The 16317-nt window shown below is 65.1% G+C and carries 15 protein-coding genes; 2 read left to right on the top strand and 13 right to left on the bottom strand.

Going from position 1 to position 16317, the window contains the following annotated elements; genetic code table 11:
* Positions 1-22 precede the first annotated feature (22 nt).
* Both VGN82_RS09615 and VGN82_RS09620 read left to right on the top strand, forming a co-directional pair.
* Complete coding sequence (locus tag VGN82_RS09615; protein ID WP_327526782.1) at positions 23-964, top strand: ABC transporter permease; 942 nt, start codon at positions 23-25, stop codon at positions 962-964.
* Complete coding sequence (locus VGN82_RS09620; protein WP_327526783.1) at positions 961-1827, top strand: ABC transporter permease; 867 nt, start codon at positions 961-963, stop codon at positions 1825-1827. Before VGN82_RS09615 ends, VGN82_RS09620 begins: the two co-directional genes overlap by 4 nt.
* Before the next feature lie 72 nt (positions 1828-1899).
* Here the strand turns inward: VGN82_RS09620 and VGN82_RS09625 are convergent, their stop codons facing one another.
* The 13 genes from VGN82_RS09625 to VGN82_RS09685 form a co-directional block, all read right to left on the bottom strand.
* Positions 1900-2508 (bottom strand): hypothetical protein, encoded by a 609-nt coding sequence (locus VGN82_RS09625; protein ID WP_327526784.1) that lies wholly within the window; start codon positions 2506-2508, stop codon positions 1900-1902.
* A 47-nt stretch (positions 2509-2555) separates the two neighbouring features.
* Entirely contained in the window at positions 2556-3956 is a 1401-nt protein-coding gene (locus VGN82_RS09630) for a selenium-binding protein SBP56-related protein (RefSeq protein ID WP_327526785.1), read from the bottom strand.
* 277 nt (positions 3957-4233) lie between these two features.
* Positions 4234-4740 (bottom strand): DsrE family protein, encoded by a 507-nt coding sequence (locus tag VGN82_RS09635; RefSeq protein WP_327526786.1) that lies wholly within the window; start codon positions 4738-4740, stop codon positions 4234-4236.
* 27 nt (positions 4741-4767) lie between these two features.
* Positions 4768-5397 (bottom strand): hypothetical protein, encoded by a 630-nt coding sequence (locus VGN82_RS09640; protein WP_327526787.1) that lies wholly within the window; start codon positions 5395-5397, stop codon positions 4768-4770.
* Positions 5394-6434 (bottom strand): TAXI family TRAP transporter solute-binding subunit, encoded by a 1041-nt coding sequence (locus VGN82_RS09645; protein WP_327526788.1) that lies wholly within the window; start codon positions 6432-6434, stop codon positions 5394-5396. The genes VGN82_RS09640 and VGN82_RS09645 overlap by 4 nt, the downstream gene beginning before the upstream one ends.
* Before the next feature lie 66 nt (positions 6435-6500).
* Complete coding sequence (locus VGN82_RS09650) at positions 6501-8567, bottom strand: coiled-coil domain-containing protein (protein ID WP_327526789.1); 2067 nt, start codon at positions 8565-8567, stop codon at positions 6501-6503.
* 268 nt (positions 8568-8835) lie between these two features.
* Complete coding sequence (locus VGN82_RS09655; protein ID WP_327526790.1) at positions 8836-9765, bottom strand: dihydrodipicolinate synthase family protein; 930 nt, start codon at positions 9763-9765, stop codon at positions 8836-8838.
* A 26-nt stretch (positions 9766-9791) separates the two neighbouring features.
* Positions 9792-10790, bottom strand: a complete 999-nt coding sequence (locus VGN82_RS09660) for an ABC transporter ATP-binding protein (RefSeq protein ID WP_327526791.1) — start codon at positions 10788-10790, stop codon at positions 9792-9794.
* A complete protein-coding gene (locus VGN82_RS09665; protein WP_327526792.1) occupies positions 10787-12418 on the bottom strand; it encodes an ABC transporter permease subunit in 1632 nt (543 codons plus the stop codon). The genes VGN82_RS09660 and VGN82_RS09665 overlap by 4 nt, the downstream gene beginning before the upstream one ends.
* Positions 12419-12483: 65 nt before the next feature.
* Entirely contained in the window at positions 12484-13614 is a 1131-nt protein-coding gene (locus tag VGN82_RS09670; protein WP_327526793.1) for a M24 family metallopeptidase, read from the bottom strand.
* Positions 13615-13616: 2 nt separating this feature from the next.
* Positions 13617-14654 carry an ABC transporter substrate-binding protein gene (locus tag VGN82_RS09675; protein ID WP_327526794.1) on the bottom strand — a complete coding sequence of 346 codons (1038 nt, stop codon included), beginning with the start codon at positions 14652-14654 and terminating at the stop codon, positions 13617-13619.
* A gap of 28 nt (positions 14655-14682) precedes the next feature.
* Positions 14683-15390, bottom strand: coding sequence for a type 1 glutamine amidotransferase (locus VGN82_RS09680; RefSeq protein WP_327526795.1), 708 nt, complete (start codon positions 15388-15390; stop codon positions 14683-14685).
* Positions 15387-16295 carry a GntR family transcriptional regulator gene (locus VGN82_RS09685; protein WP_327526796.1) on the bottom strand — a complete coding sequence of 303 codons (909 nt, stop codon included), beginning with the start codon at positions 16293-16295 and terminating at the stop codon, positions 15387-15389. Before VGN82_RS09685 ends, VGN82_RS09680 begins: the two co-directional genes overlap by 4 nt.
* Between the last annotated feature and the right edge of the window lie 22 nt (positions 16296-16317).

Here is a 16317-nt window from a genome sequence, read left to right on the forward strand (position 1 = left end):
TAGAAGCCCGGGAGGTCGCCTCATGCTCAGATACACGGCGCAGCGCCTGCTGCTGGCGATCCCCGTCATCCTGGGCGTCCTGCTGATCGGGTTCGCCTTGCTGAACCTCGTTCCGTCGGACCCGGCGACCGTTCGCGCCGGCCCGACGGCAAGCGCGGAGATCATTGCCCAAATTCGGATCGAAATGGGCCTGGATCGCCCGCTCTGGGAGCAGTTCCTGCGCTATGTGTCGAACGTCCTGCAGGGCGATCTCGGCAACTCGCTGGTCAACAACATGTCGGTGGCGGAGGAGCTGTCACGGTCCTTCCTCGCGACGCTCGAGTTGATCCTGCTCTGCCTGGTCTGGGCGGTTCCGATGGCGATCCTGCTCGGCGTCGTCGCGGCCGTCTCCCGAGGTGGCATCCTGGACCGTCTGATCATCAGCGGGGCCGTTGCCGGCATCTCGCTGCCGGTCTTCCTGATCGGCATGGTCCTGCTGTGGACCTTCGGGTTCAAACTGCAGTGGCTGCCGTTTACCGGGCGTGGCGGGCCGCTTTGGACCGCGGACGGCTTTCGCCACGCCGTGCTGCCGTCGCTCTGCCTGGGGCTGATCTTCATCGGCCCGGTCGCACGGATCACGCGCACCTCCATGCTGGAGATCCTGGGCGCCGATCACATCCGCACCGCCCGGGCGAAGGGGCTGACGGAGAGCGTCATCGTTGGCCGCCACGCCTTGCGCAACGCGCTCATCCCGGTGACCACCCTGATCGGTCTGCAGATCGGCTACCTCCTGGGTGGGGCGATCGTGACCGAGACGATCTTCTCCTGGCCAGGCGTGGGGCGTCTGGCCGTCGGAGCGATCGTGGCCAATGACCTCCCGGTCGCCCAGGGCGCGATCATTGCGCTCGCTCTCGGCTTCATCGCCATCAACATCATCGTCGATCTGCTCTACGCCGTGCTCGATCCGAGGATCCAGGCCCGATGACCCTCGCTACCGGCAATGTTCTCCCTCGACCTGCGCCTTCACAGTTCCGAATCCGCCTGAGGGGCGATTATCTCGCCATGGCCTCCTTTGCCGTGCTTGCGGCGATGGCCCTTGGTGCCATCTTCGCGCCATGGCTCGCACCCTATGACCCGCTTGCCATCGAGATGACGCGGATCATGCAAACGCCCAGCGGCGCGCACTGGTTCGGGACCGACGGTCAGGGTCGCGACATCTTCAGCCGCGTGTTGTTCGGGCTCAGGCTGACGGCCATGATGGGGTTCTGCGCCATCGCCGTGGGGGGAGCGATCGGCACCGCCATCGGGTTGCTCGCGGCCTTCTATCCCCGGCTCGACGGAGCTCTGATGCGCCTGATGGATGTGCTCCTGTCCTTCCCTGCGATCCTGTTCGGACTGGCCGTGGCGGCGATCATCGGAGCCGGCACGCTGTCGGTCATCATCGCGCTGGCCATTTCCACGGTTCCGCTGACGGCGCGCATCGCGAGGGGAGCGGGATTGACGGTGATTGCGCAGGACTACATTGCGGCCGGCCGCGTCATCGGGCTCACGGATAGCGGGCTGCTGCTGCGCTACATCCTACCCAATTGCCTCTCGACCATCGTCGTCTTCCTCACCTTGCGTCTCGGGCAGGCCATTCTGCTGGCCGCATCACTCGGGTTTCTCGGGCTGGGAACCCAGCCGCCGGCGCCGGAGCTCGGAACCATGGCCGCCCAGGGCGTGAACTTCTTCTTCTTCGCGCCTCATGTGACGATCATCCCCAGCCTGGTCATTTTTGCCCTCGTCCTTGCCACGAACATTCTGGGTGATTTCCTGCGCGACATCCTCGATCCGAGACTCCGGGGATAACTCTCTGGAAGGAAGGCGGGGCCTTGCCAGCGCCTCCTCCGAACGCCGCGCGGCATGCCACCGCCACACGCGTCAAATCAGCGAGAGAACGCCGATCGCGACGAGGCTCATGGCCCAGATCGCATCGAGGTTGACCCAGCTGCGCGAGATGAACTTCAAACCGAGATATCGGTAGACCATCCATGCCGAAGCGCCGGCCGTGACGAACAGCACGAGCGTATGGACCACGGACACCCACAGGGCGACGTCGACACTCGAATTGATCAGGACACCGGCTGCGCGCTGTCCGCTGTCCGTGTCGGCAGAGCGACAAAGGCCAAGGTAGATCGGCACGAGCATCAGGCCGGCGCCATGAGCGACAGCAACCGCGAAAGACCAAAGCACGAGTTGCGACGGCGGGATGCGTGCCAAGGCCCGCGGGTGCCTCGGCACGACGAGGAGAAAGCCGCCAAAGCCGATCAGAAGCAGGCCAGCGGCGACCTGAATCTGACGCTGCCAATCCAGCAGGGTCGCCAGCAGCGCAAAGGGCAGGATCGCGACGAGCATCGACAGGAGATGGCCGAGCGCCAGGGATCCGAGCGCCGCCCACAATGCGCGCGCGCTTCGTCCCATGAGGCCTGCAGACACGGCAAGCGGCCACCCCATCCCCGGATTCACACCGTGATAGGCGCCACTCGCCATCACGGCCGCCCATAGGCCGGCTCGACCCCAGTCGAATTCGTTCAACGTCAGACCGAGGGATAGCAGAACGAGTCAGTCGAGCAGTCGCCACCTTCGAGCCGGATCTGGTGCGCCCGATAGCCGTCAGGGAAGCTCACCCAATAGTCCCGGGCGAGTTCGAGGCCGCCCCCCGGGCCAGCATTGGCCATCACCTGCGCTCCTGGCACGCCATTAGGATAGAACTGGTCGTCCCAGGTCGAGTAGAGCGAATTGGTCCAGTAGACCCGCTTGCCATCGCGGCTGATCTCGACCATCTGCGGCCCACCGGCATAGGCTTTGCCGCTTGGATGCGGCGTGCGCCGGGCAATGCCGCCGATATGCACGGAGCCGGTCAGTTTGGGCTTTCTTGGCTCCGACACATCGTACTGGCGCATCTCGCCTGTGCCCCAGCAGGAGACGTAGAGAAACCGGTCGTCCATCGAGAGATCGATATCGGTGACCAATGGCGGCACGGCCCCGAAGCCCTGCAGGAGCGGGGGCAAATCGCTCTGCGGCGCAGGTTCGGCCGGGATGGTCGCCGACTTCTCGATGTGGAACTTGCCGCCCTCGCGCCACCACGTCCAAATCGAACCCTCGAGGTTGGTGGTATCCACGACGACCCCGAGGAAGCCATGCTCGCGACTGGGATCATGGGCCGGGCGAACCTCCAGAGCCATTTGATGGTTCGCGCCGAGGTCGATCGTCTGCACGTTGCGGCGCTGGCGCAAATCCCAGAAATGGACACGATGGCCATACTTGTTGGCGAGAAGGTCCTCGGGGACGATGCCGTTCTCGAATTGCGGCGGGACGGCCCACTCGCTCGACACCATGTAGTCACGCGGCAGGTTCCACCAGAAATCGTAATGCTTGTCCTGCAGGCCGCGATCGATCTCCCAGCGGCCCATAATGTCGAAGGTTTGGCAGTCCATGATGAAGACACCGGGAGGGCCGTCGACGCCATCCTTGCCGCCGCCGCCGAGGGTGCTGACATAGATGCCCTCGGGCCCGCAATGGATCGTGTGGGGGCGCGAATATCCGGTCTTCCTGAAGACCTCCTCAGGCTCGATGATCTTATGGATCCTGGCCTTCGTCGGATCTGGTTTCGTGTCGATCACATAGATGCGCGACGACCGTAGTCCCGGAATGATCAGATAGCGCCGCTCGAGGAATACGTGACCGGTCAACGGCGACAGTGACGACGAGCAGGCGTTCCAACCGAAGTGATGAAACTCGTCGCCCTTGTTCGGCATGGTCACGGCATGAACGACCTGCGCGTAGGTTGGCGAGCCGCGTTTGACGTCGACGACGGCAAGGGCGTCAGGTTTCGAAAAGTCGGGGCTAAGCAACAGGGTGTAGGCGAAATTCTCTGCCGGCGCTTCCATCGCGAGTTTCGGCGATGCATGAAATGTCGGATCAGGCCGAATATTCATCGAGCTGCCTCCCATGCTGGGGTGAGGAGCGCCGAGCCATCCGAATTCGCGGCATTCCGCACTGGTCGGCGCCCGATGAGACACTATGCTTGGGTCGTGACTTCAGACAAAGACGATTATTGTTGCCCACTGAAGCTCAGATCGCCTCATGGGCCGGCAGATACCTATCAGATTCCTGCATCTCCGTCGCGCTTCCACTATTCGCGGATCGAGGATCGGCGCAACGATACGGTGAGCGACCAGGATCGCTTCGTGGGTGTGACCTGAACGGCGGGCGTCACGGCCTGACGTAAGTCCACCCTCGTTCCTGCAACTCCATGACACGTACGACGCCGGACTTCACGACCGAGACATCGGATATGAGGGAGATTTCCTTGTTCTCGGCCTTGCTCATGTTTGCTTGCGTATTGCCGCAGGCCTTGAAGGAAATCCCTGGAGTGCTCGCCGCGATCTCCTTGATCCGTGCCTTGACCGGAGAGGTGTCGTGGCGAAGCATGTGCAGGCCCGGTCCGAAGGTGATGATCTCTATTTCGACTTTCTCTCCCAGATCTTTGTAGTGCTGAGCGACGTTCGTCGCGTTGTTCAGCGCGAGATTCATCGTCGCGGGCTCATTCGAGTTCACCTGCAGAACAAGGCGGTGGGTTTTCGCTTCGGACTCAGGTCGCTTCGATGCCTGCGCCGTGGCGGCCTGCCTCTTGTCCTGCGCCACTGACGGCGGCATGGCGATCAGGAGCGCCGCAACGCCGGCCAGCGCAGCCCCGGCAGTTTTTTGATAGCGATTCATCCCAGTTCTCCCCTGTTGGTTCGAGGGTCATCGATTGCTCGGCTTGGCGGTGACATTCGGCCATTTGCAGGCTGTGGCGACCCTGTCGCGCACGGCCTTCAGCCCGGTCAGCGCGAACTGCCCTTCATGGGTAGCGCCGGCCCGGGATTCGAGGCGGACATTGAGGCCGCCTGCGTCGGGCAGCGATTGCAGCAGATTCACGACGTCGGCCCTGAAGGCGGCGCCCGGGCCGAATGACGGCGCCGCAGCCGCGACCTGCAGAGGCTGCGCGTCATTGATCCGGTAGACGATGATGGAGTCGGTGCTGCCAGCGGCCACCGCTGGCCCCGAAACCGCCAGTTCGGTGCGCCCGCCCCGGCAATAGATCGTCAGCCGCGTCAGAGCGTTCTGGGAGCCGCCGCGCGAGAATGTCGTCGCGGTGATAATCGGCGTGTAATCGATCGGCGACGTCGTCTCGCTGACGACCCAGTTGTCGGCGGTGCGCACCGAACGTTCTGTCGGCGCGATGCTGCGCGACAGCTTGTCCAGGCACTCGAGCCGTGCCGCAGGCTCCATCACGGCGCAGGCGCGAAGATGCGCCATCGGATCGGGCGCATCCTGCGCCAGAGCGACGCTGCGTGCGATCTCGAGCGTGATGGAGAGCGGGATTGCTTTCATCGCAGGGCCCGTGGTGCGCGCGTCTGGCGATCCAGCCACTCCTGCGCTGCCGGGAAGCGGTCGAGGCCCGGGACGGTGGCGGCCAGGTTGATCGACTTCCACTTCGGATCGAACCCGGCTGCCTGAAGCCTGTCGATACGGGAGAACAACACGTCGACGAAGCGGGAGACGCGTTGGTAGCGATTGGTTTGCGGCCCCCAATTGAAGGCGACGAGCGCGGTCGGCACGGCGATCGTCTGCACGCGTTCACCTTGCTTGATCAATCCCGGATATTCGCCCGGCTCCAGCACCGCCGGCAGGTAGTAATCCTCGAACCTGCTATCGTATTTGACCGAAAGGAACTTGAAGCCCGGCTCGAAGCGTCCGCGCACGAAGGCATCGACCGGCTTCGAGGTGATGAAGACGACCGCGGCCATCTCGCCCTTGCGCATCTGTTCGAGCGCAACCTGATGCGGAATGAAGGTCTGTTCCGCATTGATACCGAGCCGGCTGAAGATCAGCGGCCCCGAATAAGCGGCTGCGGTTCCCTGGGTGTTGAAGTTCACCTTCTTCCCGGCGAGATCCTCCAGGCTCTGGATCTCGGGCCGGACGAAGATGTGCAGTTCCGACGGGAAGAGGTTCAGGAGATAGGTGATGCGGCGCCGGATCTGAGGCAGCTGCGCCTTGTACTCGTCCAACGCGTCGGAGTTGATGATCGCGGTGTCGATGCCGCGCAGATAGAGCAGCGAGTTCAGGTTCTCCGTCGCGCCTCGCGTGACGATCGGCAGCACATGCAGGTTCGGTCCATCATCGACGACCCGGGCCATCTCCGCCGCCAGACGAAGAGGCGCGCCTTCGATCAATCCGCCGGCCATGCCGACGGTCCAGGCATTCATCTTTTCCTGTTCGGTCGCCTGCGCCGGGCTGCGACGCGGCGAGGACGCATGCTGCCCCTCGGCCCTGGCCGTCTGTGCGGAGAGGTCGGTCGGCTCGAGCGCCGGAGCGAGCGCAAGCAGGGCGGCGAGCAGGAGCAGGCATCTTGCTGCGAATCTTGTCATCCTCGAACTCCCTCGTGAGCATCACGATCGGACGACCTGCCGGAGCCGCAGAGACTGACGAGCGGTTCACCGAGCCAGGGCGTCGAGCCTCTCCTTCGCTTCTCGAATGCCGCCTTCATGCGCCTTCGCGTAAAGCTCGCGCGCCCTCGTCACCTCGCCCCGCGTGCCATAGGTCTTCCAGGCCGAAAGAACTCTGGGGTCGTATGTCTCCGCGAGCATGAAGACCGCGCGGGCACTGCCGAGCTCGGTGGCTCGTTCGAGCACGATCCGCGCAGCACCGATATCACCCTGTCCGAGCAGCATGCCGGCACGTGCAATCATCCTGGCCGCCTCGGCGCCACCTTGCTGGTCCGAGGCAGCCGACGACGCCGCAGCGATGTCGCCCGCAGTTACAGTCTCCCGGGAAACAATGCTGCCTGTCGCCGTTTCGGGCTGCAGGCGCGCGGCGGCCGCGCGCCTTGCCGTATCGAGTTCGGTCGCAAAGGCTACTGCTCTGTCGCGCTCGTCCTTGGCCGATTGCTGAAGCGCCGCCATTTTGGCCTCATCGGTGCGCCGGCGGAGTTCCGTCTGTTCTCCGACCAGGCGAAACTGCGTGGCCAGCTTCTCGTTGACCTGCTGTGCCGTCGCCAGTTCGTTCGCCAGGGCAGCATTCCGCGCCTTCTCTTCGTCGAGCGCTCGACGATGCTCGGCCGTACTTGTCGTGAGATCCTGGCGCGCAGTGGCGGCGTCCGCGAGAGCGGCCTCCTTCTGGCGCTGCTGCTCGAGAAGTTGCTCGCTCTTCGCGCTGACCGCCTGCTTGAGCAGCGCAGTCTCGGTGCTGGCCTCCTGCTCCTGCGCCGCCTGCGCCTCGATCTTCCGCCGCACCGTCGCCAACTCGCTTTCCAGGGCGGCACTGCGAGCCCGCTCGTCGTCGAGCGCCTGGTCATGCTGCGCCGTGCCGGCTTTCAGTTCCTGCCGCGCAGCCGCGGCCTCGGCGAGCGCGGCGGCGGTGCTCTCGCGCTGCTGTTCGAGGGATCGCTCGGCATTCGCGAGCTGGGCCGGACCAGGCCGCGCGGCTTCATCGCTCGCCTGGCGCAATTGCGCCGCATGCGTTTCGATTTCGCGCCGCGCCAGCGCCAGTTCACCCGCCAGGCTGGCGTTGCGGGCGCGCTCCTGCTCGAGGGTCTGAATGTGCTGCGCCGTGGTGGTCGTCAGCTCCTGCCTCGCAGCCACGGCCTCGGCCAATGCGGCCACATTCTGACGATGCTGTTCGAGCATCTGCCCGGTCTTCGTGGCCTCCGCCTGTTTGGACAGAGCAATTTCGCTGTTCGCCCGACGCAGGCGCTCGGTCTGCGTCTCGATGTCGAGCCTTGCCGTCGCCAGCTCCTTCGTCACTGCGGCGTTGCGAGTCCGCTCTTCATCGAGTGCTCGGGCATGTTGTTGTGCGCTGGTTGCCAGCTCCTGTCGGGCAGCTGTCGCTTGCTCAGCAAGCACTGCCGAGCGCTCGCGCTCCTGCTTGAGCGCCTGTTGCTCGGCCGCCACGTCCGCTCGCAGCTGAGCTTCGAGGCGCTCGATGGTGCGCCTAGCCTCGCCAAGCTCCTGCGTCATAGCCATGTCTTGGGCCGAGACCTGAGTGGGCGGCCGGGTCGGGGATTGCTGCGCATCCGGCACGGGGAGCACCGCGGCCTGCTGCTGCCGCGCGGCCTGCTCCTGTCCGGTAGGCGGGCTGGGCTCTCGCTCTATCGTCTGCCGGACCTCCGGGACGTTCTTCGAGTCCGGGCTCGCCGGGCGCGCTTCCTGAGCGACCTTGCCATCGCCGAAAGAGCGGGCTGGGGGGTGCGCGGCTTCCTGGCTCAGATAATAGAACAGGGCCGTAGCCGCTGTGATCGCGACGACGACCGCAGCAAGGGAGCGGGATCGTGCTGGCCTGCCGATGGGATCCGCGACAACGGCTTCTTCGTCGTCTGGCTGGAGATAGGCGTCGCGGGCGAACGGATGCCAGTGCGTGGGCGTGATCTTGACGGGCTCGTCGTCCTTCCCGACCCAACCGCCTGCTTCCACTGACCAGCGGCCGACGTCATACGATGCATTCGCGTCGTCCTCGAGGATGACGAAATGCCCATCTTTCGGTGCAGTCTCTATCCCGTGGCGCATGACGGACGCCTGTGTTGTTGGCGTTATCGATCCATGACTTCTCCGCTTTGCCTACGAAAGAGACCGTCCTCCTCGTGGCAAGTAGTTAAAATGCACAGTATCTCGAATTGCAGCGCTGCGCCACAGCGGCTTCGAGGCATGCCGATGTCTTGAAAAGGCTGGCTGGAGACCTATCCGACGCAGGATCGGGGGCGAGGCGAGCGCTCAGCCATGAGCAAGGGGCGCCCGATGTGGAGGCGCCTTCGGATCGAGCCGCACCGCACCACGTTCAGCACTTCACTCGAGGGTCCGTTTTCGCCACGCGCGCCAGAAGATAGTCGACTTCGGCCTTGGCGCGGGCGGTGAGGGTGGATCCCGGCTTGCGCTGGGCGTCGCTCTTCAGGATACCGCGCTTCATCATGGTGTATTTCCGCACGGCCAGGCCGGCTCCGAGCTGCTGCTCGTAGCGCATCAGCGGCAGGTGCGCGTCGAAGATGTCATGCGCCTCGTCGCGTTGGCCCGCCTTCTGAAGCTTGACCACGTCGATCAGAAGTTCCGGGAAGGCGTAGCCGGTCATCGCGCCGTCGGCGCCACGCTCCATCTCGAAATCGAGGAACATTCCGCCATTGCCGGTCAGGATCGAAATCGGCCGCAGCGAGCCATCCGCCTGGAACTTGCGCAGCGTCGAGATCTTCTCCAGCCCTGGCCAGTCCTCGTGCTTCAGCATCACGCAGGATGGGTTGTCGCTGACGATCTTGCGGATCACGGCAGGCGTCATGATCACCGAGAGGGTCAGCGGAAAGTCCTGGATGACGAAGGGAATGTCCGAGCCGATCGCCTCGACCGCCTGCGCGTAGTAGCCGGTGATCTGGTCATCGGTCCGCAGGGATGGCGGCGGCGCGATCATCACCCCGGCGGCGCCGAGCTCCATCGACTCGCGCGCCAGCGTCCGCATGGCGGCAAAACCCGGCGCGGAGATGCCGACGATGACCGGCTTGCCCGGCATGTTCCGAACTGCCGCCTTGACGATGCCGAGCGACTCGTCCGGCTCGAGTTTGGGCGCCTCGCCCATCATGCCGAGCACCGTCGTGCCGTCGGAGCCAATCTCGTCGTAGAATGAGAACAGTTTGTCGGCCGAGGCCCAATCGACCGCGCCATCGGGGTGGAACGGTGTCGGTGCGATCGGGAAAACGCCCGAGGCGCTGGCGGCAAGCAGCATTGTGGAGCTTTCGTCGTTGCAGGTGATCAGGCGGACGCGATGTCCATGACGTCGCCGCGCATGAAGCCGAGGGGCACCGTTGCCCCGGGCCGAAGGGCCGCGATCTCGTCGGATGCGTCGACCAGTGCGGCGAGTTCGATGCCGTCGCGTTCGAGCATGACGCGGAAGCCGCGACCGATGAAGTTGACGGAGCCGACCCGGGCTTCGAGCCGCTGGTCGCAGCTGTCCGTCCTGCTGCCGACGCAGACCTTTTCAGGGCGTACGGCGATCTGGCGACCATCGACGGCGATGAAGTTGCACTCGCCGAGGAAGCCGGCGACGAAGCGGTTGGCCGGCCGGTCGTACAATTCGCGCGGCGTGCCCGCCTGCACGATCCGCCCCTTGTCCATCAGCGCGATCCGGTCGGACAGGAACAGCGCCTCCTCCTGGTCATGGGTGACGTAGACGACGGTTGCGCCGACGGCTGCATGCAGTCGCTTGAGCTCGATCTGGATCGCCTGGCGCAGGTTCTTGTCGAGCGCCCCCAGCGGCTCGTCCATCAGCAGGATATCGGGCCGGATGACCAATGCCCTGGCCAGGGCGACGCGCTGCTGCTGTCCGCCGGAAAGCTGGCGCGGCAAGCGCTCGCCATAGGCGGTGAGATCGACCAGCGAGAGCGCCTCGGAGACGCGGTCGTCGATGTCACGCTTTGGCATCTGCCGCATCTCCAGCCCGAAGGCGACGTTGCGCCGCACGCTCATATGCGGGAAGAGCGCATAATTCTGGAAGACCATGCCGATATTGCGCTTCGACACCGGCACCGGGCCGATATCGGCCCCGCCGACCAAGATCTGGCCGGCATCGTAGGTCTCGAAGCCGGCGATGGACTTGAGTAGCGTCGTCTTGCCCGAGCCGGAAGCCCCCAGCAGCGTGCAGAACTCGCCGGCGGCGATCTCCAGGGAGACGCCGTCGAGCGCGCGGGCCGTGCCGTAACTCTTGCCGAGCGAGCGGACCGAGACGGCTTTTCCTAGGGCGGCGATGCTCATGATGTCTTGCGCTTCGAAAAGAGGAGATTGATGCCGAGCACTACGACCGTGACCATGATGATCAGGCAGGAGGCGGCGATGATCGTCGGATCGATCTCGTGAGCGACGCCCTCATACATCAGCTTCGGCAGGGTTCGGCTGCGGATATTGGTCAGGAACAACGCGATCACGACGTCGTCGAACGAGGTGATGAAGGCGAAGATCGCGCCAGCCGCGATACCCGGCGCGATGCCCGGAAGCATCACGCGGCGGAACATCGTGGCCCAGGAGGCGCCGAGGCCCAGCGCCGCGAGCTCGAGATTCTGGTCGAAGGATTTCAGCGAGGCCCGCACGGTGATGAAGACATAGGGTGTCGCGAGCACGACATGGCCGAGCGTGACGGCCCAGATCGAGCCGACGAGACCGGTCGGCGCGAGCAGGTAGTAGAGACCGACGGCAAGGATGATGACCGGCACGATCATCGGCAGGATGAAGAGCGTCTCGACCGTGCCGCGCCAGCGCGGCTTCATGCGTGACACGCCCAGGGCAGCAAGCGTTCCGAGCGAGACCGAGATCACGACGACGAGCGCGGCGATCTGCAGCGAACGCGTCAGCGCCGCGACCCATTTGCTCGTGCTGAAGAAGTTCTCGTACCAGACGAGGCTGTAGTTCTCGGGCGGGAAGCTAAGGAAGGGCGAGGAGCCGAGGCTCATCGGGAAGACGATGACGATCGGCGCGATCAGGAAGGCTCCAACAAGTCCTGCGCAGAGGATGGCGAGCCAGCCGCCGGGCGAGCGGCCGCGCGAGGTGACCGTGAAGGGCTCGCCGGCCTTGCCGCCGCCGCCCTCGATCAGGCGCTCGAGCCCGAAGAAGCGCTGGAACAGGGCGAGCATCGCGATCGTCGCAGCCAGCAGGACGGTGGCGAGCGCCGCAGCGAAGGGCCAGTTCAGGTCGGTGTTGATGTTCGTCGCGATCATCTGCGCGATCATGGTCTGGCCGGGGCCGCCCATCAGGGCAGGGGTCAGATAGAAGCCGATCGCATTCATGAAGACGATCATCGCGCCCGCGACGACGCCCGGCGCCGTCAGTGGCAGGATGATGCGGCGGAAGATGGTGAGGGGACCGGCGCCGAGGCCTTCCGCCGCCTGGACCGTCGACAGCTCGAGATTGCGGAAGGCGGCATAGAGCGGCAGCACGATGAACGGCATGAGCACATGCGTCATCCCGATCAGCACGCCGGAGAGATTGTAGATGAAGGCGATGGGCGTGGAGGTCAGGCCTGTCCCCATCAGGAGCTTGTTGAGCACCCCGTTGCTCTGCAGCAGGATGATCCAGGCCGTGGTGCGCACCAGCGCGCTCGTCCAGAACGGCAGCAGCACCAGCAGCATTAGCAGGGCGCGCATGCGTGGGCCGACCGTCGCCATGACATAGGCGAGCGGATAGCTGGCGAGCACGGCGAGGACCGTGACCAGGCCGGCAATGCCGAGCGTCGTGCCCAGGACGGATCGATAGACCGGAACCTCGACCATCCGCCGGAAATGCGAAAGCGTGAAGCCGGTCTCGCCGAAGGCGAGCTTGAGCAGCGACAGCACCGGGACGGCGAACAGCACCGCAAGAACGATGGCGAAGGGCAGCAGCCCGAGCCACACCGGGAAGCCCCGTCCCGCTGCTGCGGGGCGGGGAGCGGATGCTGATGGAGAGGTCGTCATGTCGGTCAAGCGACGAAGAGCTGGCGCGGAAAGTTGGTCAGCCGCACGCAGCCATCCGCGGTGATGGTGATGGTCTCGGACATGCCGAAGCCCTTCGCCAATACATAGGTATGGAAGGTCATACCGGGCTCGAAGCGCCAGGTCGCGGTTGGTTCCGCCTCCAGCGGCTCGCCCCCGTTCGGCTGCAGCATCAGCCCGACCGAGTAGAACGTCTTGTTGGTGTAGGTGTCGCGCAGGCCGGCCGACAGTACGCCCTCGCGATAGATCGCGTCCGGCACGGTCGCGGCGACGCCAGGCTTCACAGCGGCGATGGCGGCATCCTGGATCGCGATCAGCTTCGCCACGATGGCATGCTCCTCATCGGTCGCCGAGGCGACCTTGATCGGGCGCATGAAGCGCGCATGGTAGTGGCGCACATTCGGCGTCGTCTCGAGCTGGACGATGTCGCCGGTCGCGAGCACGCGATCGGAATAGCCGCCATGCAGGTGGTAGGCGCGCTCGCCCGACGACAGCACGCCTGGTCCGGGCAGGTCGCTGCCGGCGCGGATCATTGCGGCGCAGATCTCGGCTGCCATCTCGCGCTCGGTCGCTCCGGCCTTGGCCGAGGCGATGCCCGCCGCCATGCCGGCCTCGGCCGCCTTGCCGGCCGCGCGCTGATAGGTGATCTCGGCGGGCGACTTGATGAAGCGCATCGTGGTGGTGAAGCGCGAGGCGTCGCTCCAGATGGTCTCGGGCAGGGCGGCGCGCAAAGCTTCATAGCGCGAGACACTGAGTGTCCAGGCCTGCATCTCGACCGCGAGCCGCGCCTTGGCACCGACGGCTTCCGTGATCGCACGGGCCGCGACTGCGATGCGGTCGTCGGAATCGGTCCACATCACCCGCTTCGGAAACACGCAGGTCGCGTCGAGATAGTATTCCTCGACATCCCGGCAGAACAGCACGGGCTCGCCTTCGAGCGGAATGACCGCGAACTGGAAGCTCGAATATCCGCGGGTGAAGAAGCCGGTGAGATAGGTCACGGTTTCCGGCAGGAACGCCACGAAGGCATCTTGCCCGGTCCGCGCCAGCTCGGCGCGGACTTTCTCGACCCGCGCGAGATAGTCCTCGCGCGGGAACCAGGGGGTGGCGATCGACATCGTCATTCCTTCAGCATGGCGGTGTAGGCCTCGGTCACCTTCGCGCCGTTGTCGGCCCACCATTCGATGTCGAGGAACAGCGCGTTCTTCAGCCGCTCCGGCGTAGATGGAAGGTTTTCGGCCCGCGCAGCCGGGATCGAGGCCCAGGCCTTCTCGGTCGTCGGCCCGTAGGCGACGAATTCGGACAGGCGCCCGTTGTTCTCGGGCTTGACGATGTAGTTCAGGAAGGCGACGGCCTCGGCCTTGTTGGGGGCGCCCTTCGGGATCATGAAGAAGCCGACCTGCGGGATCTGCTGTTCCCAGGCCATCGCGATCGGCAGCTTGGACTCGATGCCGGACTGGAAGCGGCCGTTCCAGCCCAGGGCCATCACGACCTCGCCGGAGCCGAGCGCCTGCACGGGCTGCGCGCCGCTCGCCCACCAGACCGCAACCTGGGGCTTCAACGCGCGGATCTTGTCGAGCGCGCGCTTGAGGCCGGCCTCGGTCGACAGCGTCTTGTAGACATCCGCCATCGGGACGCCGTCTGCGAGCAGCGCCGCCTCGACGACCGTCTCGGGCTTGTCGGGGAGGGTTCGCTTGCCCGGGAACTTCGCCGTGTCCCAGAAGTCCGCGAAGCTCTTGGGCTGTGCGCCGCCGGCCGGGAAGGCCTTGGTCGAGAAGCCGATCAGCGTCGAGAAGATTTCGGAGGCGACGCCATAGTCGTTGCGCGCGCCGGGAATGACGTGGTCGGTGTTGACCATGTCGGGCGTGATCTTCTCGAACAGTCCCTGGCGGACGCCGCGCATCAGCCCGCCGCCGCCGGCCGTGACGATGTCCCAGCTCACGGATTTGGTCTCGACCATCGCCTTGATCTTGGCGGTCTCGGGCCCGGTGTCCTCTTCGACCTTGATGCCGCTCTCCTTGGTGAAGGGCTGGATCCAGGCCTTGCGGATGGCTTCCTGATAGGCGCCGCCCCAAGAGGAGAACGTCATCTCCTTCGCGCTGGCGATACCCGGGGCGAACAATGCCAATGCTGTAGCCGCGACGACGAGCTTCTTCATAACCCTCTCCTCTGTGCCGAAATGCGGTTTAGGCGGCGGTTGCGCCGCAAAGAGCGGCGAATTTGCTGAGCATGGTCTTGGCCGGCAGGGCTTCCTCGGCGGTTGCCTTCAGCTCCTCGATGTCGGCGCCGTCGCGTTCCATCGTGGTGCGGCTCTGCTCGAACCAGAGCTGCGCCTGTGCCTTCGTGACTTCGGGATGGCCCTGGATGCCCCAGACCTTGCGGTCCCGGAAACGCCAGATCTGATTGGGGCAGAGGTCGCTGGACGCCAGAATGCGCATGTCCGGATGGTCGGCGCGGACCTCGTCATTGTGCCAGACGAACATGTAGACCCGCTCGCCGATCTCGTCGGCGATGGCGTCGGTCTTCGCCTCCGGAGTGACGTCGAGCCATTTGTTGCCGACCTCGCAGAAGGAGCGCCGGAACACCTGATCGCGCCCGCAGAGTGCCGAGGCGAGGATCTGGCTGCCGAAGCAGACACCGAGCATCGGTATGCCGAGGGCGTCGGCCTCGCGGATCAGATCGTGCTCGCGATGGATGAACGGGATGTCCTCATAGGCGCCGTGAGGACTGCCGGACAGGAAGATGCCGTCATATCCGGCCAGGCTTTCGGGGAAGTCGCCGTTGAAAACCCAGCGGGCATCGACGTCGAGCCCCCAGGATTCGAAGCGCTCGGGCAGCTTCGCCACCGATTCCTGCCTGGGGCCGTTCTGGAGGAAAAGCAGGCGTCCGCTCATGACGTCGATCCTTGGTTCTTCAGGTCTTCGCGCGCGCCTGCCGGAGCAGCGTAGCTCGGCGTGCCGGCGAGCAGGTCGAGGATGCCCTGGCGGGCATTGTCGATATGGTGGGTCATCGCCCGGGCCGCCGCGTCGCCATCGCCCTGCTCCAGCGCTGCGATGATCGCGAGATGCTCGGCCTTGCCCGGATCGAAACGACGCGGAATGCGTGACAGCCCGAACATGCGGGTGCGCTCGCGGAGGTCCTTGACGAGCCGCGCCATCATCCGGTTGCCGCTCGCCTCCGCGATCGACTGATGGACGAGGTCGTCGACGGTCCAGTGGCGATCGTGGGAGACCTCGCGGGGGTCGATCATTCCCTCGATGGCGGCACGCAATTCGGCGAGTCGGGGGAGCGTCATCCGGCCCGCCGCGAGCCGCGCCGTCTCGCCTTCGATGAGGCGGCGGGTCGCGAGAATCTCCATCACATCCTCGAACGAAACGCTCTGGACGGTGAGGATCCGCTTGTCGCGGCGCAGATAGCCTTCCCCGGCGAGGCGCCCGAGGGCCTCGCGAACCGGGGTCCGCGAGAGGCCGAGCTGCTCGGCAAGCTTGCGATCCTGGACGACCGTGCCGCCCGGCAGCACGCCGGCGAAGATCATGCGCCGGATCTCGTTCATCGCGCGCACGGCCAGCGATTCATCGGAGGGCGGTGGGCCCGAGCTTTGTAGCTGCATCTCCATGTGGGATACTTTTGGTATACCATTGCTCCGGGTCAAGTGGATCGATGCAAAAATGTGCAGCAGCGGCGCCTCGTTTTTGATCAGTCGTCCGGGTGAGAGCCCAGGGCGCGAGTGTCCGGCTGCGCCGGTTTGCGGCGCGATTTCAGACATAATGGTTGCAGGCCCGGTGACGAATGCGCCCATTCCGGACGGCATCGGTTCGGTC

It is taken from the genome of Allobosea sp. (assembly GCF_035999205.1).
GTDB lineage: Bacteria > Pseudomonadota > Alphaproteobacteria > Rhizobiales > Beijerinckiaceae > Allobosea.